At 72.1% G+C, this 22,802-nt stretch carries 15 protein-coding genes and 2 pseudogenes; 1 reads left to right on the top strand and 16 read right to left on the bottom strand.

Annotation, left to right across the window (positions count from 1 at the left end; genetic code table 11):
* Positions 1-103 precede the first annotated feature (103 nt).
* The 4 genes and pseudogenes from dusB to JIAGA_RS30520 all read right to left on the bottom strand — a co-directional run.
* Positions 104-1,246: a tRNA dihydrouridine synthase DusB gene (gene dusB / locus JIAGA_RS0117550; protein WP_026876679.1), complete on the bottom strand. Its 1,143-nt coding sequence runs from the start codon at positions 1,244-1,246 to the stop codon at positions 104-106.
* Positions 1,247-1,421: 175 nt separating this feature from the next.
* Positions 1,422-2,807, bottom strand: coding sequence for a glycine--tRNA ligase (locus JIAGA_RS0117545; protein ID WP_026876678.1), 1,386 nt, complete (start codon positions 2,805-2,807; stop codon positions 1,422-1,424).
* Between the two features lie 83 nt (positions 2,808-2,890).
* A complete protein-coding gene (locus JIAGA_RS30525; protein ID WP_051426218.1) occupies positions 2,891-4,123 on the bottom strand; it encodes a YibE/F family protein in 1,233 nt (410 codons plus the stop codon).
* A gap of 83 nt (positions 4,124-4,206) precedes the next feature.
* Positions 4,207-4,542, bottom strand: a pseudogene (locus JIAGA_RS30520) (antibiotic biosynthesis monooxygenase family protein); the annotation flags it as partial.
* A 56-nt stretch (positions 4,543-4,598) separates the two neighbouring features.
* Here JIAGA_RS30520 and JIAGA_RS36170 point away from each other — a divergent pair.
* The gene (locus tag JIAGA_RS36170; protein ID WP_342673662.1) at positions 4,599-5,066 is read left to right on the top strand and encodes a DUF6703 family protein; all 468 of its coding nucleotides are present in this window, start codon (positions 4,599-4,601) and stop codon (positions 5,064-5,066) included.
* A gap of 60 nt (positions 5,067-5,126) precedes the next feature.
* Here JIAGA_RS36170 and JIAGA_RS0117525 read toward each other — a convergent pair whose 3' ends face one another.
* From JIAGA_RS0117525 to JIAGA_RS0117475, 12 genes and pseudogenes are all read right to left on the bottom strand, one after another.
* Positions 5,127-5,651, bottom strand: coding sequence for a pyridoxamine 5'-phosphate oxidase family protein (locus tag JIAGA_RS0117525; protein ID WP_026876677.1), 525 nt, complete (start codon positions 5,649-5,651; stop codon positions 5,127-5,129).
* Complete coding sequence (locus JIAGA_RS0117520; protein WP_026876676.1) at positions 5,648-6,778, bottom strand: EstA family serine hydrolase; 1,131 nt, start codon at positions 6,776-6,778, stop codon at positions 5,648-5,650. Before JIAGA_RS0117520 ends, JIAGA_RS0117525 begins: the two co-directional genes overlap by 4 nt.
* 63 nt (positions 6,779-6,841) lie before the next feature.
* On the bottom strand, positions 6,842-9,193 hold the full coding sequence (locus JIAGA_RS36370; protein ID WP_483790131.1) for a DUF6351 family protein: 2,352 nt from the start codon (positions 9,191-9,193) through the stop codon (positions 6,842-6,844).
* A 39-nt stretch (positions 9,194-9,232) separates the two neighbouring features.
* Positions 9,233-12,022: pseudogene (locus JIAGA_RS36365) on the bottom strand (exo-alpha-sialidase); the annotation flags it as partial.
* A 196-nt stretch (positions 12,023-12,218) separates the two neighbouring features.
* Entirely contained in the window at positions 12,219-15,569 is a 3,351-nt protein-coding gene (locus JIAGA_RS0117510; RefSeq protein WP_157553269.1) for a glycosyl hydrolase family 95 catalytic domain-containing protein, read from the bottom strand.
* Between the two features lie 86 nt (positions 15,570-15,655).
* The gene (locus tag JIAGA_RS34655; RefSeq protein WP_157553267.1) at positions 15,656-16,441 is read right to left on the bottom strand and encodes a hypothetical protein; all 786 of its coding nucleotides are present in this window, start codon (positions 16,439-16,441) and stop codon (positions 15,656-15,658) included.
* 52 nt (positions 16,442-16,493) lie between these two features.
* Entirely contained in the window at positions 16,494-17,525 is a 1,032-nt protein-coding gene (locus JIAGA_RS0117500; RefSeq protein ID WP_026876672.1) for a LacI family DNA-binding transcriptional regulator, read from the bottom strand.
* On the bottom strand, positions 17,522-18,595 hold the full coding sequence (locus JIAGA_RS0117495; protein ID WP_051426216.1) for a Gfo/Idh/MocA family protein: 1,074 nt from the start codon (positions 18,593-18,595) through the stop codon (positions 17,522-17,524). The genes JIAGA_RS0117500 and JIAGA_RS0117495 overlap by 4 nt, the downstream gene beginning before the upstream one ends.
* Positions 18,595-19,443 carry an amidohydrolase family protein gene (locus JIAGA_RS0117490; RefSeq protein WP_026876670.1) on the bottom strand — a complete coding sequence of 283 codons (849 nt, stop codon included), beginning with the start codon at positions 19,441-19,443 and terminating at the stop codon, positions 18,595-18,597. Before JIAGA_RS0117490 ends, JIAGA_RS0117495 begins: the two co-directional genes overlap by 1 nt.
* Before the next feature lie 53 nt (positions 19,444-19,496).
* Positions 19,497-19,973, bottom strand: coding sequence for a VOC family protein (locus JIAGA_RS0117485; protein ID WP_026876669.1), 477 nt, complete (start codon positions 19,971-19,973; stop codon positions 19,497-19,499).
* Entirely contained in the window at positions 19,970-21,283 is a 1,314-nt protein-coding gene (locus tag JIAGA_RS30510) for an ABC transporter permease (RefSeq protein ID WP_051426215.1), read from the bottom strand. The genes JIAGA_RS0117485 and JIAGA_RS30510 overlap by 4 nt, the downstream gene beginning before the upstream one ends.
* Positions 21,280-22,791 (bottom strand): sugar ABC transporter ATP-binding protein, encoded by a 1,512-nt coding sequence (locus JIAGA_RS0117475; protein WP_026876668.1) that lies wholly within the window; start codon positions 22,789-22,791, stop codon positions 21,280-21,282. Before JIAGA_RS0117475 ends, JIAGA_RS30510 begins: the two co-directional genes overlap by 4 nt.
* Positions 22,792-22,802 lie beyond the last annotated feature (11 nt).

The following is a 22,802-nucleotide window of genomic DNA, read 5'->3' as shown; positions in this document are numbered from 1 at the left end:
GCCGGTTCCGCGGGTGCACAGCGCGCAACAGACCGCTGCTCCCGGGAGCCGTATGCGCGGTTTCCCCCTGCGACGTGGCCGGTCGCCGGAGGCCCCTGACGCCTCAGCCGCCGGAGATGCCGATCTCGGCGTCCGCGAGGTCGTCGCCGGCACCGTCGGCGTCGTCGAGCCAGCCGGCCGGCAGCGCCACCGCGCGCGGGCTGCCCTGGCGGCCCCGGGGGGTGCCGAGCTCGGCCAGCGGGTAGGGCTGGTCGGTGTCGAGCTCGGCCAGGAGCGCGTCGAGCTCGGCGAGCGTGGAGACCATGCCCAGCGACGCCCGCACCTGCTGGCCGGCGACGAAGCCCTTGAGGTACCACGCCATGTGCTTGCGCATGTCGCGCAGGCCGCGCTCCTCGCCCATCAGTTCGGCCAGGAGCTCGGCGTGCCGGCGCATCATCGCCGTGACCTCGCCGAGCGTCGGCAACGGCGGCAGGGCCTGGCCGGCGAACACCGCCGCCAGATCGCGGAACAGCCACGGACGCCCCAGGCAGCCGCGGCCGATGACGACACCGTCGGCACCGGTCTGCTCCAGCATGCGCACCGCGTCCGCCGCCTCCCAGATGTCGCCGTTGCCGAGCACCGGGATGCCGACGTGCTCCTTGAGCCGGGCGATGGAGCCCCAGTCGGCGGAGCCGGAGTAGTGCTGGGCGGCGGTGCGGCCGTGCAGCGCGATGGCCGCGCAGCCGGCGTCCTCGGCGATGCGGCCGGCATCGAGGAACGTGAGCAGGTGGTCGTCGATGCCCTTGCGGGTCTTCATGGTGACGGGGATGCCGTACGGCTCAGCCGCGGAGACCGCCGAACGCAGGATGCGATCGAGCAGTCCACGCTTGTACGGCAACGCCGCCCCGCCGCCCTTGCGGGTGACCTTGGGGACCGGGCAGCCGAAGTTGAGATCGACGTGGGCGACGCCGTAGTCGCCGGCCAGCACCTTGACCGCCTCGCCGACGTAGTACGGGTCGACTCCGTAGAGCTGGACCGACCGCACCGCCTCGACGTCGGCGAAGACCAGCATGTTCAGGGTCTTCTCGTCGCGCTCCACCACACCGCGGGAGGTGATCATCTCGCAGACGTAGAGGCCGGCGCCCTGCTCGGCGCAGAGCTGCCGGAATGCAGCGTTGGTGACGCCGGCCATCGGCGCCAACACCACCGGAGGGCCGACCTGGAGCGGACCGAGCCGCAGCGGGGGAACGGAAAGGGTCGCAGTCATGTCACCCCCATTGTCCCCGATAGTCGCGCCCACACCGCCCCGGGCCGCGTTGATCTTGGAGTAACCGCGGTATCTATCCGGCAAATCGGGCGGCGATTCCGCCATTACTCCAAGATCAACCGGGGAGGGGGCGCGGAACGGGCCGCGCCGGGTGCAAGGGGACGGTCCGAACGGGTCAGCAGGTCGGGAGGTGTTCGGCGAGGTAGGCCTCGACGCGGTCCAGGCCGATGCGCTCCTGGTGCATGGTGTCGCGGTCGCGGACGGTGACCTCGTCGTCGTCGAGGGTGGCGAAGTCGACGGTGACGCAGTACGGGGTGCCGATCTCGTCCTGCCGGCGGTAGCGGCGGCCGATGGCGCCGGCGTCGTCGAACTCGACGTTCCAGCGCGCCCGCAGCCGGGTGGCCAGGTCGCGGGCCTTGGGCGAGAGGTCGGCGTTGCGCGACAGCGGCAGCACCGCGACCTTCACCGGCGCCAGCCGCGGGTCGAAACGCAGCACCGTGCGGGTGTCGACGCCGCCCTTGGTGTTGGGTGCCTCGTCCACGTCGTAGGCGTCGAGCAGGAACGCCAGCACCGAGCGGGTGAGCCCGGCGGCCGGTTCGATGACGTACGGGGTCCAGCGCTCGCCCTTCTCCTGGTCGAAGTAGCTGAGGTCCTGACCGGAGTGTTTGGCGTGCGTGGAGAGGTCGAAGTCGGTGCGGTTGGCCACGCCTTCGAGTTCGGCGAACCCGGAGGTGCCGCCGCCGAAGCCGAAGTCATACTCGATGTCGACGGTGCGTTTGGAGTAGTGCGACAACTTCTCGGCCGGGTGCTCGTAGAGCCGCAGGTTCTGCGCGGACAGCCCCAGGTCGAGGTACCAGTCCCACCGGGTCTGCAGCCAGTATTCGTGCCACTGCTCGTCGGTGCCGGGCTCGACGAAGAACTCCATCTCCATCTGCTCGAACTCGCGGGTGCGGAAGATGAAGTTGCCGGGGGTGATCTCGTTGCGGAACGACTTGCCCACCTGGGCGATGCCGAACGGCGGCTTCTTCCGCGAGGAGTTCATGACGTTGAGGACGTTGGCGAAGATGCCCTGCGCGGTCTCCGGGCGCAGGTAGTGCAGGCCTTCCTCGGACTCGACGGGGCCGAGGTGGGTTTTGAGCAGGCCGTTGAACATCCGCGGCTCGGTCCAGGAGCCCTTCGCGCCGCACGTGGGGCAGGGCACCTCGGCCAGACCGCCGTCGGCCGGTCGGCCCTTGCGCTCGGCGAACTCCTCTTCCAGCTGGTCAGCGCGGAACCGGTGGTGGCATGCCTGGCATTCGACCAGGGGGTCGACGAACTCGTCGACGTGGCCGGATGCGACCCACACGTCGCGCGGCAGGATGACCGCTGAGTCGAGCCCGACGACGTCGTCGCGCTGCTGCACCATGGCCCGCCACCACTGCCGCCGGATGTTCTCCTTGAGCTCCACCCCGAGCGGGCCGTAGTCCCACGCCGAACGCGTTCCACCGTAGATCTCTCCGGTCGGGTAGACGAACCCGCGGCGCTTGGCGAGGGACACGATGGCATCGACGGGCGCAGGCACGGGCGGTCACTCCTATCCCGGGTGTCGGCGGCAGGTCAAGGTTCGAGCCTAGACGACACCAGCTGCTCGCGCGGGTGTCGTCGTCATGCCGACGACGGTGTTCGCGCGGCCCGGCGCCCGGCCGGGCGGTGAGTGCGCCCGCGCACCGCGAGCACGGCCAGCCCGGTGGTGACCGGGACCGCGGCGATGATGCCGAGCCCGCCCACGAGGGCACGCACGACCTCCTGGGCGACGGCCTCGATGGTGATCACGTTCGCGAGCCCTTGCTCCATGACGGTGAACAGCATGAGCAGCGGCAGCGACGCGCCGACGTACGCGAGCACCAGTGTGTTGACGGTGGCGGCGACGTGCTCGCGGCCGATGCGCATGCCGGCGGCCAGCAGCGTGCGCCGCGACGACGTCGGGTCCGCGGCGGCGAGCTCCCACACCGCCGCGCTCTGCGTCACCGTCACGTCGTCGAGCACGCCCAGCGCACCGATGACGAGACCGGCGAGCAGGAGCCCGCGCACGTCGATCTCGGTGTTGACGGTGCCGAGGTACGACGTCGCCTCGCCCGACAGCCCGGTGAAGTGCGCCACGGACGTGAACAGCGCGCCCAGCAGCCCGGTGAGCGAGAGACTGATCAGCGTCCCGATGAGCGCGACGGAGGTACGCATCGACACTCCGTGTGCGAGGTACAGCGTGACGATCATGATGACCGACGCGCCCACCACCGCGACCGGTAGCGGCGCCTGACCGGTCAGCAGCGCCGGCAGCACGAACACCAGCAACACGACCATGGACACACCGAGACCGCCCAGTGCGGCCAGGCCCTTCCAGCCGGACAGCACGACGACGGCGACGGCGAAGACTGCCGCGAGCCAGATGAGCGGCAGGTCGCGCTGGAAGTCGAGGACCTCGTAGCGGCTCTCGATCGGCGCGTCCGGGATGGCGCCGAGCACGACGGCGTCGCCTTCCTCGAACTCCGGGGCGCCGAGGCCGAACGGCAGCGGCACGACCGTCTCCGCACCCTCGTCGGCTCCGGCGTCGACCCGGACGACGGCCTCGCGGCACTGGTCGGCGGTCTGCCCGCCGTCCTCGCCTTCGGGTGGGGGCGGTGCGTCGACGATGTCCGTGCACGGGCCGACGGACAGGATGGTGGCGTCGGTGCGCTCACCGGTCTCGATGCTGGGCCGGTCGCCGGAAGGCCACAGCACGATCAGCCCGGCGATGGTGGCGAGCACGAGCGGGATGAGCACCCCGAGCACGAGGTTGCGGACGTGCCGCCCGACCGGCAACGAATCGGCGGCTTCGGTATGCAGGTGGGCGCCGGTCACGGGGCCGATCCTTCGCCCGAGGGCGGGTCGAAATCCGTGGGGACGACGGGGCTGGCGGCGGCGCCGAGCCCGATGTCGTCGGCGTCGGCGGCTCGTACGGCTCCGACCGTTCCGCCGCTGGCGCCGCCGGCGGCGGGCAGGGTGGCGACCACTTCGAACGCGGTCGGCTCGTCGACGGCGAGCGACAGCAGTGGCACCGCTTCGAGTTTGGCTTCGTACGAGGACAGTGCGCGCCGGTAGGAGCCCACGTTCTCCCACTCGCTGGTGACCACCCACAGGGTGGGGTCGTCGGCCGCCCGGCCGATGTGGCCGCCGCGCCAGCCGGGCCGGCCGGCCAGCACTTCCAGGGCGCGATGGGCTCGGTCGCGGAAGGACACCGCGTCCTCGGGCGGTACCCGGTACCGGGTGACGACCAGCATCGTGATCCTTTCCGTGCGTGCGCTCTGGCTCGACTCTGTCAGAGCCATGGAGCAGTATGGCGGCGTACCACCGTACGATGCTCGGTGACGTCGCCCGCCTCGAAGGATCTCCAGTGCCGCAGAACCGCCAGCCGCGCCGTACTCCGAACCGCCGGCCCGCCGCGCCGGGCGCGGGCTCACGCGCGCCGCGTCCGGGTAGTAGCCGCCGTCCCGCGCCGGCCGGGCCGCCGCCGAAGGCGAGCCTGCGCAGGCGCCTCGAGGCAGTGAGTTATCCGGCCTTGGTGCGGCTCACGGCCCTGCCGAAGTGGCTGCTGGGCATTCTCACCGGTGGCTTGTTGCTGGGTGGCTTGCTGGCCCCGTCGCCGGTCGGTCCGATCCTGCTCGGCGTGGTGGTGCTGTTCCTGGCGTGGTTGCTGCTGCTGGCGTGGCCGCGGCTGACGCCGGGTTCGCGGCTGGTGCGCACCGCGGTGATCGTCGGGATGGCGGCGCTGGTGGTGTCGCGGGCCGCCGGTTGGCTGCCCTGACGGGACACGTCCGGTGATCATGTTCCCTCGCGGGCGCATACGGACCGCGAGGGAACATGATCACCGGGAGTGGTCGTTCGGTCCCGGCAGGTGCCGGGTGTGGCTGAAGGTGCCCTTGCCGAAGGCCAGCACCTTGGCCGGCTCGACGGCGTAGACGTGTGCCGTGGCGCCGTCCTCGTGGCGGAACCCTTCGTCGGTAGCCTCGAACCGCCAGCTACCGTCCCATTTCGTCCGCCAGGCCGCCGCGAGCCGGTCGAGCCGCGCCCGGTCGGTGACGCGGCGGGCGGTGCCCTCGACCATGACGTCGAGCCCTCGGTCCCAGGAGTCGCAGCCGGTGGTCAGGACAACCCCGGGATTCGCGGCCAGGTTCACGGCCTTCTGTTCGTCCGGGCCGGTGCTGAAGTGCATCGCTCCGTCGAGCCACACCGCGACGAGGGGCGTCACGTGCGGCCGTCCGTCGGCGCGCACGGTCGAGATCCAGCTGAGCTGGGCCGCTTCGAGCACCGCGCGTGCCTGGTCCCATGTCGTCGCGGTGGCGCCGGGTTCGCTGAACCGCTCGTCGAGTCGGGTCACCGGGTCTTTCATGAGCTCTCCTCTGGTGGGTCGCCGCTGATGGTGTCGGCGATGATGCCGTCGATCTCGGCCGCGGCCGACCAGTCCGGGCTGACCTGGTTGCGCATTACCGCCACTGCCACCCCGGTCTCGATGTCGGCGTAGGCGGCCGAGCCGTTGGAGCCGGCCATGCCGAAGGTGGAGCCCGGCCGCGACGGCACCGCGCCCGGTCGTGCCGGGCTGTAGCCGAAGGCCCAAGCGGAGGGCACGTCCATGACCTCGTCCGGGCCTTCGTAGACGACGGTCGCGAGCTCACGCAGCCGCCGCTCCGACACCAGCCGTACGTCGTCGACGTGGCCGAGCAGGGCGGCGTAGACGCGGGCGGCGCCTCGGGCGCTCATGGTGCCGCTGGAGATGATCGGTGCGGTGAGCAGGTCGCGCCGGTTGGCCCGGGACGCGTCTGGCCGGATGCCCGGCGGGTTCGCGCGGTCCGCCGGTGAACCGGCCGGTGGCTGCGGCACCGGGGCTCCGTTCGCGGCGTGCTGGTACGCGACCCGGGACAGCAGTGTCTCGGGGACGCCGAAGTGCACCTCGTCGACGACGCCGAGCGGGCCGGTGACGGTGTCGCGCAGCCACCAGGACAACGTCCGTCCTGTTGCTCGCCGCACTGTCTCGCCGAGCAGGAAGCCGAACGTCTGTGCGTGGTAGCCGAAGCGGGTACCGGCCGGCCACCACGGTTCGGTGTCGGCCAAGACCCGGCACATGTGGTCCCAGTCGCACAAGTCCTCGATCGTGGTGTCGTACGGCGGCGCCGGCACGCCCGCCGTGTGCAGCAGAATGTGCCGCAGCGTCACCTGGTCCTTGCCGTGCCGGGCGAACTCGGGCCAGACATCGGCGACTCGCAGGTCGTAGCCGGCCACGCCGCGCTCCACCAGCACATGCGCCACTGTGGCGGCGATGCCCTTGGCGGCGGAGGCGGCGTGGAACAGCGTCCCCGGCTCGACGGGGTGCCGGCGCTCGGCGTCACGGTGGCCCGCCACGGCGTCGACGACGACCCGCCCGTGCCGCAGCACGGCGACCTGGAGCCCCACCTCGGAACCGTCGCGCACCCGGCGGTCGATCGCCGCCTGCACCCGTGCCTGGACCTCGCCGTCCGTCATACCGGAACAGACTGGCACATCGCGCGGAACTCATCGGTGCCGTCCGGCCCGGAGCTGACGTCGTCAGAACCGCAGCCAGGTCCCGGCCAGGCCCTGCTGCTCCACACCCGGCCGCGAATAATCGCAGACGCCGTCGGCGAACACCGTCGTCAACCGGTGCCACTGCTCATCGGTCCAGTCGACGTCGTAGTCCTCGCGCCGCGGGGCGGCCCGCTGGCACTTGACGACGTCGGAGGCGACGCTCTCGCCCGCAACGGCGCGCGGGAACGACGCCGTCGGGTACAGCTGCTCGCACTCGCCCGCGGGGTCGCCGTCCAGGGTCTCGGCGACGAACACCGGCTCGGCGTCGCGGGTGTTGCAGCCCTCGAGCAGGGTGTCCGGGCGGGCGGCGACGATCTTGTCGATGCGCGGCGCGTCGGAGTCGTCGGCAGCCAGGTCGCGCAGCCACGTGTCCAGCTGGTCGACCGCGTGCTGCAGCAGCGGGCTGGCGGTGGTGAAGCCGCCGTGGCGCAGGTCCTCCAGCAGGCTGACATGGTTCGCCGTGGTCCCGTTGGCCTTCCGCAACCGCTCCAGCATCGAGAACGTGTGGTAGCGCACGTGCAGCTCACCGTTGGGGTTGTCGTCGCGATAGGTGCGGTAGTCGATGATCGGGACGTCGGCCAATCCGCCGCCGCCGCTGGTGAGCCGGCCGGTCCGGTAGGCGGTGCGGATCGCCTCGACGTCGGCGCTGGTCCGTTCCGGTATGAGGTTCGCGTCGTCGTCGAAGCCGCCGATGTGCTCGTTGAGGTCGAGGAACTGCTCCGGTGTGATGTCGCCGGAGTTCAGCGCGCCCAGGCCGTACTGGATGCCCTCGTTGTCCAGCGGCCGGCGGGCGAACCCCGTCGCCGGGTCGCGGCCGTACACGTTCACGGTGTGGTCGTAGACGCCGCAGCGCAGCCCGGTGGGGTTGGTGTCCGGGTGGTAGCGCTGGGCTGCCGGGACCATGGTGCAGTACTCGCGCGGGTCGATCCGGCGAGCGCCCGGAGCCACCGCGGCCGGGGTCGCGTCGGACCCGAAGCCGGTGACGGCGAGGCGCTGCTCCTCGGTCCAGGCCAACTCGCTGTCGGTGAAGTACTTGTGCAACAACCAGGCGTCAGTGATCATGTGCACGGTCGAGAAGGCGACGTCCGGGAACGAGCAGCCGACGATGATGCCGTCGAAGATCCCCGGGTAGTTGTCGGTGATCTGGTAGGCCTGGTACGAGCCGCCGGAGCAGCCGAACCCGATGACGTGGTCGACCGGCCCATACCGCTCGATGAACCGCTCCTTCACCATCGACGCGGTCTCGGCGGCCAGGACGTCGTTGCAGTTGTTGCCGAACACGTTGAGCGACGACGACATCACGCCGTAGCCCTGGCCGAGCAGGTACAGGTCGTCGACACCGCCGGTCCTCGTGCCCTGCCGGTACCAACCGCTGGTGCAGCCGCCACCGAGCGTGAACACGGTGCCGCCGTTCCACGCCGGCGGCGGGGCCTGCGCGGAGGGTTCGGGGTCGGCGAGCGGATCGTGCAGCACGGTGGTCTGGTAAACGGCCCGGTTGACCGTGCCGGTCTCCATCCGCACGACGAACGGCACCTCGGCGCCGTCGCTGGTGGTGGTCGTGGCGAGGTCGGCCGGGTACGCGGTGGCGCCGGCGGGCCACGGCGCGAAGGTGTCGCCGGTCGTGCGGTAGAAGTAGTCGACCCGGTCGGCGATCGAGCAGTTCTCGTCCAGCGGGGCGCCCAGGGTGCCGCCGATCACCGGCACCGTGAAGCTCGCGGTACCGCAGCGGAAGACCGGCTGGTGCGGCCCGGAGAAGACCGGCCCCTCGATCGGGTGCCCGGTCAGCTCCAGGGTGGTGCGCGACGCCTCCGTGCCGGCCTGCGCGGCCAGTGCGTTCGCACCGGTGTGCAGCCCGGTGACCAGGCCGGTCAGGCTGTGCCCGGCGGTGTCGGCGGTGAACGACGCGGTGACGTCGACGTCGTTGAGGGTGACCGCGACGTCGTCCAGCGGCACGGACGCGTCCACGTCCACCCGCACGAGCGCGTCGTCGCCGGAGACCGCGTCCGGCCGACTGGAGAGAACACTCAGCGCCAGCGTGCCGTCGCCCTCGCCGTCGCCGGCCTCGGCTGTGGTGGCGCTGACCGGCGCGGACGCGGTACCGGCCAGCCCGGGGCGACCCGGCTCGGTGTCGGCGACGGCGTAGACGCGGAACTCGTAGGCGGTGGCCGGCGCCAGCCCGGTGACGTCGAGCGCGGTGGCCCCGGCCGCGGTCTGCCCGGCGAACTCCCACAGCCGCGCACCGGCGGCCCGGCGCTCGACGTGGTAGCCGTCGGCACCGTCGGTGGCCGCCCACGTCACCCGGACGGTCGATGCCGACAGCGGCTCGGCCGCCACGTCCGCCGTCCGGCCCGGGACCGAATCGCGGGTCAGCAGGACCGCGTCGGCGATGACGAACCCGTCCGCGTCGTTGGCCAGCTCGACGCTGCCCGCGGCTCCGGCCTCGAACCGGTAGCGGCCGAGGTCAACCCAGACGCCGGGCCGGCTGTCGCCGACGGCGCGGGCCTGGCCGCGCTGGTCGATCTCGACGGTGGTGCTGCCGTCGGCATGGTTGACCGTGAACGGCGCGTCGGAGGCACGGTTGGCGTGCGCCACCGACCAGGCCAGCACGTTGTACTCCCCCGCCACCGGGACGTCGAGCTGCCAGCTGGCCCGGCGGTCGCCGGTGCCGGCCGGTGCGGAGCGGTAGCTGACGCCGAAGTACGGGTGTCCGGCCTGGCCGGTGGCCCGGCCCCACGTCCCGGTCATCCGGAACGCGCCCACCGACTCGTCGTCGACGAGGACATCGCGGTGCGCCTCGTCGGACGGGTGCTCCGCGGTGATCAGTGTCAGCTCGTCCACCGCGATCGCGGTTCCGCCCAGCCGTCCGGGACCGACCAGCGTGAACCGGATCCGGTGCAGGCCGCGGCCGAGTTCCACGGTGCCGTGCTGGTATGTCTGGTACGCGGAGCCGCTGTCCAGGCTGGGGTCCACGACACCTGTCGGCAGGGCCGCGCCGTCGATGCTCACCTCGATCTCGCCGTTCGCCCAGGTCCGGGCGTACCGGACGGCCACCTCGAACGCGCCTTCGTCGCGCGGCAGCCGGAACGGGATCTCCACGTAGTCACCAGGCTCGCCCGCCTGGTAGTCCAGAGCGGCACCACCGCGAGCGTTGCCGTCGGCGACGGCGACCGGTTGCGGCCGCGGCACCCGCTGCGACGTGGTCGTGTCGAGCGGCAGGTGGACGACAGCGCCGGCCGGGCCGCCGGCCTCGCCACGGCCGGCCGCCAGCGCGGCCACCTCCCCGGCCGCCAGGGCCCGGTCGTAGAGCCGGACGTCGTCGATGCCGCCGGTGAGCCGGTTCTCGCCGTCCGGGCGCTGCCCGACGTGGACGCCGTCGCGGGCGTCGAACGACAACGATCCGGTGGGGCTGGCCGTCTGCGCGACCGGCGCTCCGTCGACGTAGAGCGCCAGGGTGCCGTCCGCCCTGGTCAACGCCACGTGGTGCCACTCACCGTCGGCATAGGAACCGGGCGCGGTGAGCGACGCGGTCCCGTGGCCGGTGTCGACGAGCGCCCGGATCCGGTTGCTCCCCGGTTCGGCGCGCAGCCACCACTGCGGCGTCGCCGAGCCCAAGCCGTACGCCCACAGGATCGCCTGGGACTCCGACTGTTCGGTCCGGAACCAGGCGGTCGCGGTGAACGCGTCGCCGGCGGCCAGGACCGGATCGGCCGGCGGGATCTCGAGATGGTCGTCGCCGTCGAGGACGAAACCGCCATCGGTCGCCTCGGGCTGACCGGTGACGACAGCGTCGTGGCCGCCGGCGACGTCGGGGGTGACGGTGCGGCTCGCGGGCGCGCCGCTGGGCGGCCGGACCTTTGTGCCTGCCACGTCGCCGAGTTCGACGCCCCGCTCGGCGAGCCCCGCATCGTCGCCGGTGTCACGCCCCCCGGTCAGCCAGGCCAGGTCGAAGCGGGCCATCACCAGCCGGGCCGGGGAGCCGAGGATCTCGCCGTCGCGGCCGTAGAACAGCAGGATGGTGCCGTCGGACAGCACCGCCAGGTCGGAGTAGTAGGACGCACCCGGGTTGACGATCTTGTCGTAGCGGTAGGTGGCGCCGTCGTCGTAGCTGACCGAGACGGTCAGGTTCTCGCGACGCGCGGAGTCCGGGCGGCTGTGCAGCAGGCGGCCGACGCCGTCAGCGCCTTCGAACCGCAGGAATCCTGCGTCGACGGCGTTGTAGCGGCCGGTGGCCGGCTCGTGCACCGGGTCCGACCAGGTCTCGCCGCCGTCGGTGCTGACCGCGGCGATGCGCTGCCGGTGCCCGCCGGCCGCGGACCGCCCGTTCACGGCGATGGCACCGTCCGCGCGCTCGTAGATGCGGCTCTCGTTGATCGGGTAGTTGACGTCCACCGGAATCGGTTCGCCGGCCTGCCAGGTGGCGCCGTGGTCGTCGCTGTAGATCGCGGAGACACCGTAGAGCCGTTCGGCGACGGTGTGGCCGACGACCTGGCGCCGGTGCAGCACCTGCATGACCAGGCGGCCGTCCTGGAGCTGGATGCCGTGGCCGGGGCCGGGACCGTGCAGCGTCCAGCCGTAGGGGTTGCCCGCGAACAGCTCGTCCATCTCCACCGGCGAGCTCCAGGTGACGCCGTCGTCGGTGCTGCGGCTCAGGTAGATCTCCTGGTAGTCGCCGGAGCAGCCAATGTTGGCGGGATCGAGCAACGACAGTCCGAAGAACAGGAAGATCTCGCCAGTCTCCTCGTCGACGACGGGGGTCGGGTTCCCCCACGACTGGCCGTCGTCGGACGGGACGACGACGCGACTGGGTTCCCAGGTGTCGCCTCCGTCAGTGCTGCGACGCAGCACGATGTCACGCGGGCCGGCGTCGCACACCTCGTGCCGGCCTTCGGTGAAGGCGAGGATAGTGTCGGCGGGCGTCACGGCCAGGCCCTGCACGTGGTAGCTCTCGTGCGGTCCCTCGGCGGAGTCCCAGAGGACGGTCTCGTCGAACCGCCCGGTGTCGGTCGCGGCTTCGGCGGGTGGCTGAGCGGCCGGCTCAGAAGCACGGTCTGCCGCGGCCGCCGGGAGCACTCCGAGCAGGACGGCCACCGCGGTCGCCACCGCCAAAACCCGCCATGCCCGCCGTCGCGAGCGTTTGGTCACCAGCACGGATCCTCCCGACATCGTCGTCTATTAATACGTATTAGAACCGTTCCGACGACGTTATCGGGATATTTCGAAAGCAGGCAATGGCTCGCCCGATCACTGGGACGCACCATCCACCAGCAGCACGGATGCCGTCCTGATGACATGAAAGACCACGTGCCCGACGTTGCCGACGGGGGCGCCGCCGGACTGCGGCGCCCCCGTCGACCGCGGGCTACTCCTCCACCGGCACCGACTCGTCGACGAAGGTCACGTAGGGCGCCTCGCCTTCGCCGTCGATGCCCGAGTTCGGGCCGAACGAGACCCGACCGGCCGGCAGCTGCTTCTTCCACACCACCAGCGGCACGTTCTCGCGATCCGCCGGGATGTCCCAGGCCGAGAGGTCGCCGGAGAAGTCGTCGTCGAACAACGTCTCCCCCTCCGGGGTGCTCACGGTGTACCGGTCGAACTCACCGACCTCGCTGCCGGCCATCCGGATCCCGGCCCGCCCCGCCGCGAACGTGTCGTCGCGCCGGTCGTCGACGAGCTCGCCGTCGATGAAGGTGCGGATGCGGTCGCCGATCGCCTCGATCCGCAGGTCGTACTCGTTGGCCGCACCCGGCGGGAGCGGGTTGATCTGCCCGATCCGCGTCATGGAACCGTCGACCATCCGGTACATCTGCAGCTGGCCCAGGCCGCCGTCGCTCCCTAGAGCGCCGCCGATCTGCCACACGTAGCCGTTGCGGGAGTCCTGGGCCCGGAACACCACTCCGGTGCCGACCTGCACCTGCTGCAATGCCACATCGAGGACCTGATCGCCCCAGTCGGAGCCACCCTCGATCAGCGTCACGCCGGACCCGGACGCGCGCATCCGGCCATCGGGCTCCAGCTCTACACTCTCGAGGAACTCGTCCGTGCCGATCGTCAGGTCGGTCCTGGTGAATCCCTGCTCCTCCAGCCAGTCCGGCCACCACGTCCCGTCGCCGCGCTGGTCGAACGCCACGTAGACATCCGCCGGGCGGCTGAGGTCGAGGGTCAGGTAGTCGGCCGGGCCGGCGTCCTCGGCGTCGTCCGGCGCGCCGCGCACCATCGCCGTGCCGTCGAGGACGTCCGGCAGGCCGGTGAGGACGTCACTGCTCTCCAGCAGGTGGTCGACGCCCTCCCGGGCGCGAACCAGCTGGTCCAGATGTGCCGGCGCCACCACATCGACGACGTCGCTGCGGATCTCCGGCGTGCTGGACTCGACACCGAGGGTCTGCTCACCCAGGTGCCGCGCTTCGGCGGCCGGCTCGCCGTCGACCGGCTCGAACTCGAACGACCGCAGCGGGGCGCCCACCCGCTCGATCAGGTAGCTCGCCCCGTCCTCGACCGCCAGCTCGATCTCGCCGGCGTCGGTGGGCCGGACGATGGCGCCGCCCGGCTCCGCGCCGTCGACCACGCGGATTCGCTCGCCCGGCCACGGGTTGGCGATGCGCAGCGTGTCGTCCGAGCCGGCCACGACGCCGACGTGGTTCGGTACGCCGTCGCGCACCTGCGTGCTCACCCGGTGCCCGCCGGGTATCACCACCGTCCCATCGACGTCCCAGCCGTCGACCCACGACGGCGCGATCCGCACCACGCCCTCGTGCGCCTGCACCAGGGCTTCCTGCAGCGAGCTGGCGACGACCGCACTCCACGAGCTGTAGTAGTTGTTGATCGACGCTGGGTCGTCATTCTTGCCGTGCCCGGTGAAGCCGTTCGGGAACTTCTGCAGGTCGACGGTGCCCTCGATCAGCAGCCGCACCATGTCGTCGGGCAGGCCGAGCCGCGCCGCCCAGATCGGGCTCTCGTCCCACTCACGGGTCAGCGGGAAGACCCGCTGGTGGAACGTGTCGCGCATCAGCTGCGAGTCGATGCCGAACAGGTTCCACGGCATCAGCGGTTCGAGGTCGACGTTCTGGGTGTTCTTCGCCGACTCGTCGGTGGCGGACCACGCCATCACCTCGACACCGTTCCTGGTGACGGTGCGGAACTCGGGCAGCTTCGGGATGGTCGCCCGCAGCTCGGCCGCGAGGTCGGCGTCGCCGTTCTGGTCGGCCAGGTCGGCCACGATCGGGAACATCACCTTCATCGCCGCGACGTCCGGAGTGGGATCGGTGGTGTCCCACTGGGTCTCCAGCGAGTTGATGTTGTGCAGGTGGACGCGCCCGTCGTCGCCTTCCTCCAGCAGCGACAGGTAGAAGCGCACCACCTCACGCATCAGCGGGTAACCCTCCTCGAGGATCGCCTCGTCGCCGGTGTAGAGGTACTGCTTCCAGATGTCGTGGGCCACCTCGGGTCCGGTGGAGATGACCCGGTTGAGGAACGCCGGCCCGATCGTGCCGTCGCAGGCGCCGCCGCTGCCGTCGAAGCGCAGCAGCTCCGACACGCAGACGCCCTCCGTGCCGGGCCAGTTCTCCCGGGTCCAGTCGAGCATCTGCGGCAGCCGGTCGATGTACAGGCTGAGGTAGGCGTCGTTGAACTCGGCCGTGCCGGCACCGAAGTTGGCGAACACCTGTTGACGCAGGTTGAAGTGGAAGTAGAAGTCCGGCGAGATCATCCGGTCCTCGAACGGGTACAGCATGTTCGCCGCGCCGGCCTGGCCCGTGGGCACCTCGGCGCGCTGGGTGGCCGCGGTGGTGTAGAGCTGTTGGACCCGCAGGTTCTCCATGTACTCCCCGACGCCGTCGGGCGAGCTCACCCGCATCGGCGCCACACCGGCCCAGAAGTCCGACCACCAGCCCAGGTGGCTGGCCTCGAAGCCGCCGGCGTCCGCACCGGCCAGGGCGTCCGCGGCCGCGGCGGCCACGTCACCGCCGGTGTAGGCGGGAACACCGACCACCACGCGGAACGACCCGTCCTCGGCCGGCCGGAAGGTCAGCCGGACCGTCACGTCGTCGACCACCTCGGCGATCACGTCTCGCGCCACGGCCGTCACCGCGGCCACTGCGCCGGTGGTGATGCCGGACTGCTCGTCGGTGAACGTCTCGGCCAGGGCGACGACGCTCCCGTCGGCATACGTCGCCGGCGCGCGGTCCTCCCACAGCCGCAGCTCCACCGTCTGGGCCTCGTCCGGGTCGGCGCCGGTGACCTCGACGACGAACTGGTCGGCGTCGGCCCGAACGTAGCTGGTGGCATCGAGGCCGCCGCCGGACTGGCGCAGCTGCGCGTCGTACATGTCGAGCCGGCCGCTGTAGTCGTCGGCCGACGACAGGTCGAACAGCCCAGGGATCACCAGTTGGCCGGCGGACTTCAGGTCCGGGAAGGTGTCGTTGCGGTTCAGCTGCGCGGTGAAGCCGTGCTCCGCCCACACCGCCGCACCGAGGTGGCCGTTGCCCAGCGGCATGCTCTCGAAATCGCGCCAGGGGGCCTGTTCCAGGATCAGGTCGGACCGGGAGACCAGGCCCTCGGCATCGACCTGCAGGGCTCCGTCCTGCCACGCCGTCACCGGGCGGCCCGACCGCGCCGGTGCGGCATCCGCGGAACCCGCCGGCACCGGCGCCACGAGAGACGACAATCCCGCGGCCAACACCCCGGTGAGCGCCGCTCTGAGTAGACGTCTGTGCATCTTTGCCTCCAGACAATCGATTGACTTCGTGCTCGGACTGTCCCCCGCCGACTCGTCCCCCGCTGGACTGGATGGATGTGGGTGCGCTAGCGGCCAGGCGACGCGACCGAACCGGCGCCGGTCTCGTCCTCGACGGCCGCGATCGCCGCGCGCAGAAGGGCTGTCGCCGGACCGCGCCGTAGCCGGGCCGGATCGCTGACGGCCGCCAGCTGGACGAACCACCGCACCGACAGCGCCAGACCGCCGGCGGTGTCCGGCACGACCTGCCGCCGCGGCGCGCCGATCGCGATCAGCAGCGCCGGCGCCGGTTCGACCACCGGCAGCTCGAGCAGCAGTCCGTCGCCGGCGTCGTCGTGAACAACCAGCCCGGCCCCTTCCAGGACGGAACGCGCCGGCCCGGTGCGCTCCTGCTCCGGCACGCCCGGCTCGGACCGCGCGTGCGCCATGGCCCGGGCCAGCCCGGCCACCGACAGCTCGGTGGCGTTCGGCACCGGGACCGCGGCCAGGGCTCCGCCGCCGTCCGGCACGGTCACGCTCAGCCCGGCGGGCAGGCCGGCGCCGTCCGCTGCCAGCAGGACCGCCGCGGCGACCCTGGCCGGCAGCTCGCCGGGAACGAGCTGCCGCGCGAGCAGCCCGGTCACGTCGGCTTCGGCGACGGCCACCGCCCGGGCGGGCGCCGCGGGACCTCCGGCACTCGGCGCCGCGGCGGTCAGGTCCGCCAGCCGGACCCGTCCGCCGACTCCGCCGCCGCGGACGGTGGCGAGGTCGATGCCCAGGTGCGCGGCGCCGCGCGCCACGACCGGCGTCGGCGGCACCGAGGCGGGCGGATCGATGTCGGTGCGGTAGAGCACACCGGGCGGTCGTCGGCTCATGGAGTCTCCTGCCAGCTGGCGGGCCACGTGGGCGGGGTGGGCATCAGGGCGGTCATCGGGCCCGCGGCGGTGCCGTGGACTCACGGGGCACGACCTCCATCGGGCCGGTGACGACCTCGCGCACCGTCGCGTCCGGCCCGACCTCGGCCAGCAGCTCGACGCCGCGCTGGCCGAGCTCGCGCAGCGGCATGCGCACGGTGGTGAGCGCCGGCGAGAGATGCTCCGCCAGCGGCAGGTCGTGGACGGCGACCACCGACATCAGGTCCGGTGCCGCCACGCCGCGGGAGCGCAGCGCGTGCAGGGCGCCGATGGCCGATGCGAGGTTGGCCACGAAGACCGCCGTCGGCCGCCCCGGCGCCTCGAGGATCTCGATCATGGCCCGGAACCCGCCGTCGGCGGTGTAGTCGCCGCGGGTGGTCCAGCTCGGCTGTACGTCCAGGCCGTGCGCCCGCATCGCGGCCTGGTAGCCGCGGTGGCGCCGCCGGGCCGTGTCCGCACCGCTCGGGCCGGCCAGATGGGCGATGTCGGTATGCCCCAGGCCGGCGAGGTGCTCGACCGCCAGGGCGGCGGCGCGCTCGTCGTCGAGCACCACATGCCTGGCCTCGCCACGCATGGTCCGGTTGACCAGCAGCCATGGCAGACCGTCGGCGGTCAGGCCGTCGAGAACCGCCTTCGAGGTCAGCTCACCGGCCAGCAACAGTCCGTCGACCCTGCCCTGGCCGAGCAGGTCGAGGTAGGAGTCCAGTTCGGTCGCCGCGTCGGCGCTGCCGGTGAGCAGCACACAGTCGCGCTCGGCGGCCGCTGCCTCGGCACCCTTGATGATCTCCGCGTACACGGGGTTCGCGTAGTCGGGGATGAGCAGGCCCAGCGTGCCGGTCCGCCGCGTGCGCAGCGTGCGCGCGGCGACGTTCGGCCGGTACCCGAGGTCGCGCACGGCGTCCAGGACGCGCCGCCGGGTCTCCTCGCGGATCAGCAGCCGCGGGTCACCGCTGAGCACCCGGGAGATGACCGACCGGTCGACGCCGGCGCGCGCCGCGACGTCGGCGAGTGTGGTGCGACGCGCACCTGGAGTGCCGGTCGTCATGGTGCCTGCACCTGCCCGGTGTCGACGCTGCGGTACAGCGCATGGACCAGCCGAAGCGTCGCGAGGTTGTCGCGGCCCGACGTCGGTGCCTCTCTCCCGGTGGCCACCTCGGCGAGCAGCGCGCGCATCGGGCCGGCAACCGCGTCGGGCAGCCAGCGCGACGTGACGGGGTAGGACAGCCAGCCGTCGGTCGGCAACCTCCGGCTGCTCACCTCGAGGGTGTCGGGACGGCCGTGCGGGTAGTCGTAGAGCAGCCCGATCGTGCCGCGGACGGCGCCTTCCGACCCGTCGATGCGGAACTGCGCGACGGTGTCGCCGGCGCGGTTCTCGTGGTTGACGAACACCATGGCGTGGGCCCCCGACGGGTACGTCAGCGTGCTGATGGTGCGCGTCTCACCGGCCGGCCCCTGACCGGGGGTGCGGCCGGCCGCGGCGTACACCGTCGCCGGATCGCCGAGGACCGAGCGCACCGCGTCCAGGTAATGGATCGAGTGGTACCAGTAGTCCAGCCGGTCGCTGCGATACAGCCAGCCCCAGCCGGAGAAGTCGGTGGCGATGTCGACGGTGATGGTCATGGCCACCGGCTCGCCGATCCAGCCCTGCCGCACCATGGCTCGCGCGGCCGCGATGCCTTCCTCATAGCGCATCTGCTGGTTGACGGTGACGACGCGGCCACGGTCGGCGGCGAGCGCCACCACCTTCTCGGCGTCGGCCATCTCCAGGGCGAAGGGCTTCTGGCAGAGCAGGTGCTTGCCGGCTTCCAGCGCCTGGACGGCGACCTCCGGCTGGGCCGCCGGTGCGACGGCGATGTCGAGGACGGGCACGTCGTCGGCGAGCAGGTCCTCCAGTGACGTGTAGACGCGCGGCAGCCCGTGCCGCGCGGCCACGTCGGCGGCCTTGGCGGTGTCCAGGTCGAAGATGCCCCGGACCTCCAGGCCGGCGGCGGCGTACGCCGGCAGGTGGGCGACGTCGACGATGGAGCCCGCGCCGACGACGGCGACGGGCAACCGGTGCTCGGCGGGGACGGTCAGGTCGCACTCGGCCGCGATCGGGCGCAGCACGTCGAGCATCACGACACCTCCGGAAGGCGGTAGAACTCCGCGGCCGTCCCGCCGAGCACGCGGGCGCGGTCGGCGTCGGGCAGCGGCGCCAGCAGCTCGAGCGTCGCCCGCCACACCGGCTGGTAGCCGCCGGCCAGGATGCTGACCGGCCAGTCGCCGCCGTACATCAGCCGGCCGGGGCCGAACACGTCGACGGCGTGCTCCACGTAGGGGGCGAGGTCCGCGGTGCTCCAGGTCCCCCAGTCCGCCGCCGTGTTCAGGCCCGAGACCTTCGCATGGACGTTCGGGTACTCCGCGGCGCGGCGCAGCAGCGACGCCCACGGTTCCCAGCCGCGCTCCCGGATCGGCGGTTTGGCCAGGTGGTCGATGACCAGCCGAAGGCCGGGGTGGCGCTCGGCCAGCGTGGGGACGTGCCCAAGGTGCCGCGGCAGGACGGCCACGACGTCGAAGCTCAGGTCACGCTCGGCCAGCAGCCCCAGGTTGTCGAGCACGGCGTCCTGCAGCAGCCAGTCCGGGTCGGGCTCGTCGTGGATGAGGTGCCGGATGCCGACGAACCGGGGGTCGGCGGCGAACCGGTCGAGCACCGCCGCCGCGGCGGCGGTGTCGGTGAGGTCGGCCCAGCCGACGACGCCCGCGACCTCGGGGTGCCGGTCGGCCTGGGCCAGCATCGCCTCGGTGTCCTCGACGGAGTTGGCCGCCTGCACCAGGACGGTGGCGTCGACCCCGGCGGCGGTCAGCTCGGGTTCCAGGTCGGGCCAGTCGAAGGTGCGGTGGATGGGGCCGTCGGCGGGCGTGAGCCACGGGTAGGCGACCGCCTCGAGGTCCCAGAAGTGCTGATGCGCGTCGACGACTCTCATGCGGTGATCGAACCTCCTGGCCAGAGTGTAGGGACTGCGGGACGCCGCGACGGTCACGGCGGCGGCTGGACCAGCTCGAGCGTGATGTCGTCGGGATCGAAGAAGTAGCAGGTGTAGCCGCCCCGGTTGGCGCCGGCGGTGATGGCGTTGGGCGGCGACAGGAACCGTACGCCGGCGGCGGCCAGCCGGGCGTGTGCCGCCCCGGCGTCGTCGACGACGAAGGCCAGGTGCGCGGCACCGGCCCGGCCCCGCTCGGGGTCCAGCGAGGGCCGTTCCGGAGCCAGGTACTGCACCAGTTCCAGGTCGTGCGAGGAACCGGTGCCCGAGGCGGGCCCGGCGCTCAGCTGCGCCACCCGCAGCCGGGCGTCCGGGTACCCGACCAGCGAGCGGGTGTAGTCGTTGTCCTGATCCTGCACGTGCACCAGGGTCATGCCGAGCAGGTCGCGGTAGAACGCCACCGAAGCGTCCAGGTCGGAGACGGTGAAGCTGAAGTGCCAGATCCCGGTCACCGTGCCGGCCGGCCCGCTCACGGGGCCGGCCTCGCTGCGGGCCGTTCCGGTTCCACTGCCGCGGACGCCGGACCGGGTGGTCCGGCCGGGGTGTCCGGCGGATCACCGCTGCCGTCGCCGCCTGGGTCGTCGACCCGCCGGTTGCGCTGCCCCCGCCGCTCGGCCAGGACGTAGATGGTGGCGGCGCCGATGATCACGACGCCCTTGATGAGGTCCTGGTAGTTGGCGCCCAGGTTGAGCACGCCGAAGCCGTTGATCAGCGTGAACAGGATCAGCGCGCCGACGACGGACTTGAGGACGTTGCCCGCGCCGCCGAACAGCGACGTGCCGCCCAGGATGGCCGCGGCCAGCACCGTCAGCTCCAGGCCGCTCATCGCCTGCGGGTTGATCGCGGAGAACCGCGAGACGTACAGGATGCCGACCAGCGACGCGAAGAGGCCGTTCAGCACGAACGGAGTGATCTTGTACCGCGCCACGTCGATGCCGGAGAGCCGGGCGGCCTCGGTGTTGCCGCCGACGGCGTACAGGCGGCGCCCGACCGCGGTGAACCGCAGGACGAGCCAGGCCACGACGGCGACGCCGAGGAAGATGTAGACCTGCGTCGTCAGTTCCCACCGGGTGGGCAGGAACGCCAGCGCCACCGCCGCGATCAGCACCCCGGCGCCCACCATCCACGGCCCGTACCCGCTGGCCACCAGCCCCTGGCGTTCGCGCCGCAGCGACCGAAGCCCCAGCGCGACGAGCACCACGCCGCCGATCGCCACCCACACCTTGGCGTTGAGCGGCAGCACCCCGGTGAACACGTTGCCGAGGCCGTCGTGGTCGGTCTGGATGCTCTGCCCGTCCGTGAGGATGAACAGCAGCCCGCGCACGCCGGTCATGGTGCCCAGCGTCACGATGAACGCGTTGACGCCCACCAGTTGCACGAGGACGCCGTTGAGCAGGCCCATCGCGGCGCCCGTGCCGAGCCCGGCCAGCACCGCGACGGCCACGCCGCTGCCGGCGTTGAGCACCGTCAGCGTGACACCGGCGCCCAGGGCCGCGGTCGCGCCCACCGACAGGTCGAAATTGCCGCTGATCAGGCAGATGGTCATGATGACCGCGAGGATGCCCACCTGAACCGTCTGGTCGAGGATGTTCGCGGTGTTCACGGGCGACAGGTAGAACGGGCGGCCGGTGAACTCGGCTGCCAGTGTGAAGGTCATCAGGATCAGCGCGAAGGCGTACACGACGCCGGCACGGTGCAGCCGGAACGGTTCGGTGCGCTGGCGCATGGTCGGGGCCGGCCGGGACCGCACGGAGTCGGCCGCTCGGGACAGGGTGGTCGTCATCGTCGGCTCGCTCCACTCACGGTCGTCAGGCCGCTGGACAACGCCAGCAGCTCCGGTTCGTCGGTCTCGGCGGCCAGGCGCTCGGCGACGACCCGTCCCGCGCGCATGACCACGATGCGGTGGGCAACCGCCAGCAACTCCTCGAAGGCCGAGGACACGATCACCACCGCCTTGCCCGCCGCGGCGAACCCGCGCACGAGCCGGAGGATGTCCGCCTTGGCGCCGACGTCCACCCCGACCGTCGGCTCGTCCAGCAGGAAGACGTGGCCGCCGCCGAACAGCCACTTGGCGAAGACCACCTTCTGGGCGTTCCCGCCGGACAGCGCTGCCACCGGGGTCTCGGCGGACGGCGTACGGATACCGAGGTCGGCGATGGCCCGCTCCGCGCGGTCGAGCTCTGCGGCGTGGTCGGGCACGCCGTGACGCGACAGCTCGGCGATGCCCGGCAGGGACACGTTGCGCCAGATCTCCCAGGCCGGCACCAGCCCCTGGCGGGCGCGGTCCTCCGGTACCAGCGCGACACCGGCCTCGACCCGGGCCCGCACCCGGTGCGGCACCGGCTCACCGCGGACGCTCACCGTTCCCGAGCACCGCGAGTCGGCCCCGAACAGGGCTTCGAGCAGCTCCGACCGGCCCGAGCCGAGCATCCCCGCGACACCGACGATCTCGCCGGAGCGGACGGTGAGATCCACGCCGTCGAGCCGTCCCGGAGACGCCAGGCCGCGAGCCTCCAGCAGCACCGGCGCGCCGGCCGGCATCGGCTCGGCGCGGTGCTCCTCGATCGCGTGCAGGTCCCGCCCCACCATCGCGTCGACGAGCGTGTTCTCGTCCAGGCTCGCCGTCGGCGCGGACGCCACCACCTGTCCGTCGCGCAGCACCGTGATCGCATCGGTGAGCTCCAGCACCTGGTCGAGGAAGTGCGAGCAGAACACGAACGAGACCCCGTCGGCGCGCAGCCGGCGGACCGCCGCGAACAGTACATCGACCTCGGCACTCGCCATCGACGCCGTCGGCTCGTCCATGCACACCAAGGCCGCGCCGCCGGCCAGGGCCTGGGCGACGGCGACCATCTGCCGCTCCCCCAGGGGCAGCTGGCCGACCTCACGGTCCGGGTCGGCCCGATAGCCCAGCCGCTCGCACAGCTCCTCGTAGCGCCGCAGCAACGGCGCCTTGCGGAACACCCCGGAGAGTTCACCGATGTAGACGTTCTCCAGCACCGTCAGCGTGGGCACCAGCGGGATGTGCTGGTGGATGGTCGAGACACCGGCCGCCCGGGAGTCGCCCGGGGCGTTCCAGTCGACATCCGCGCCGCGCCACCGGATCCGTCCGGCCGTCGGCGGCAGGGCACCTGCGATGATCTTGAACAGGGTGGACTTGCCGGCACCGTTCGCGCCGACCAGCCCGTGGATCGAGCCCTCGTCGACGGTGAGGCTCACCTGCCGCAATGCCTCGGTCCCGTTGGGGAACCGCTTCGAGACACCGCGGGCCTCGAGCAGGACGCCGCTCACGTCGCCACCGC

The organism is Jiangella gansuensis DSM 44835, from assembly GCF_000515395.1.
Taxonomy (GTDB): Bacteria; Actinomycetota; Actinomycetes; order Jiangellales; family Jiangellaceae; genus Jiangella; species Jiangella gansuensis.
The sequence above is the reverse complement of the archived record's forward strand: the minus strand, read 5'-3'. Positions and strand labels throughout refer to the sequence as shown.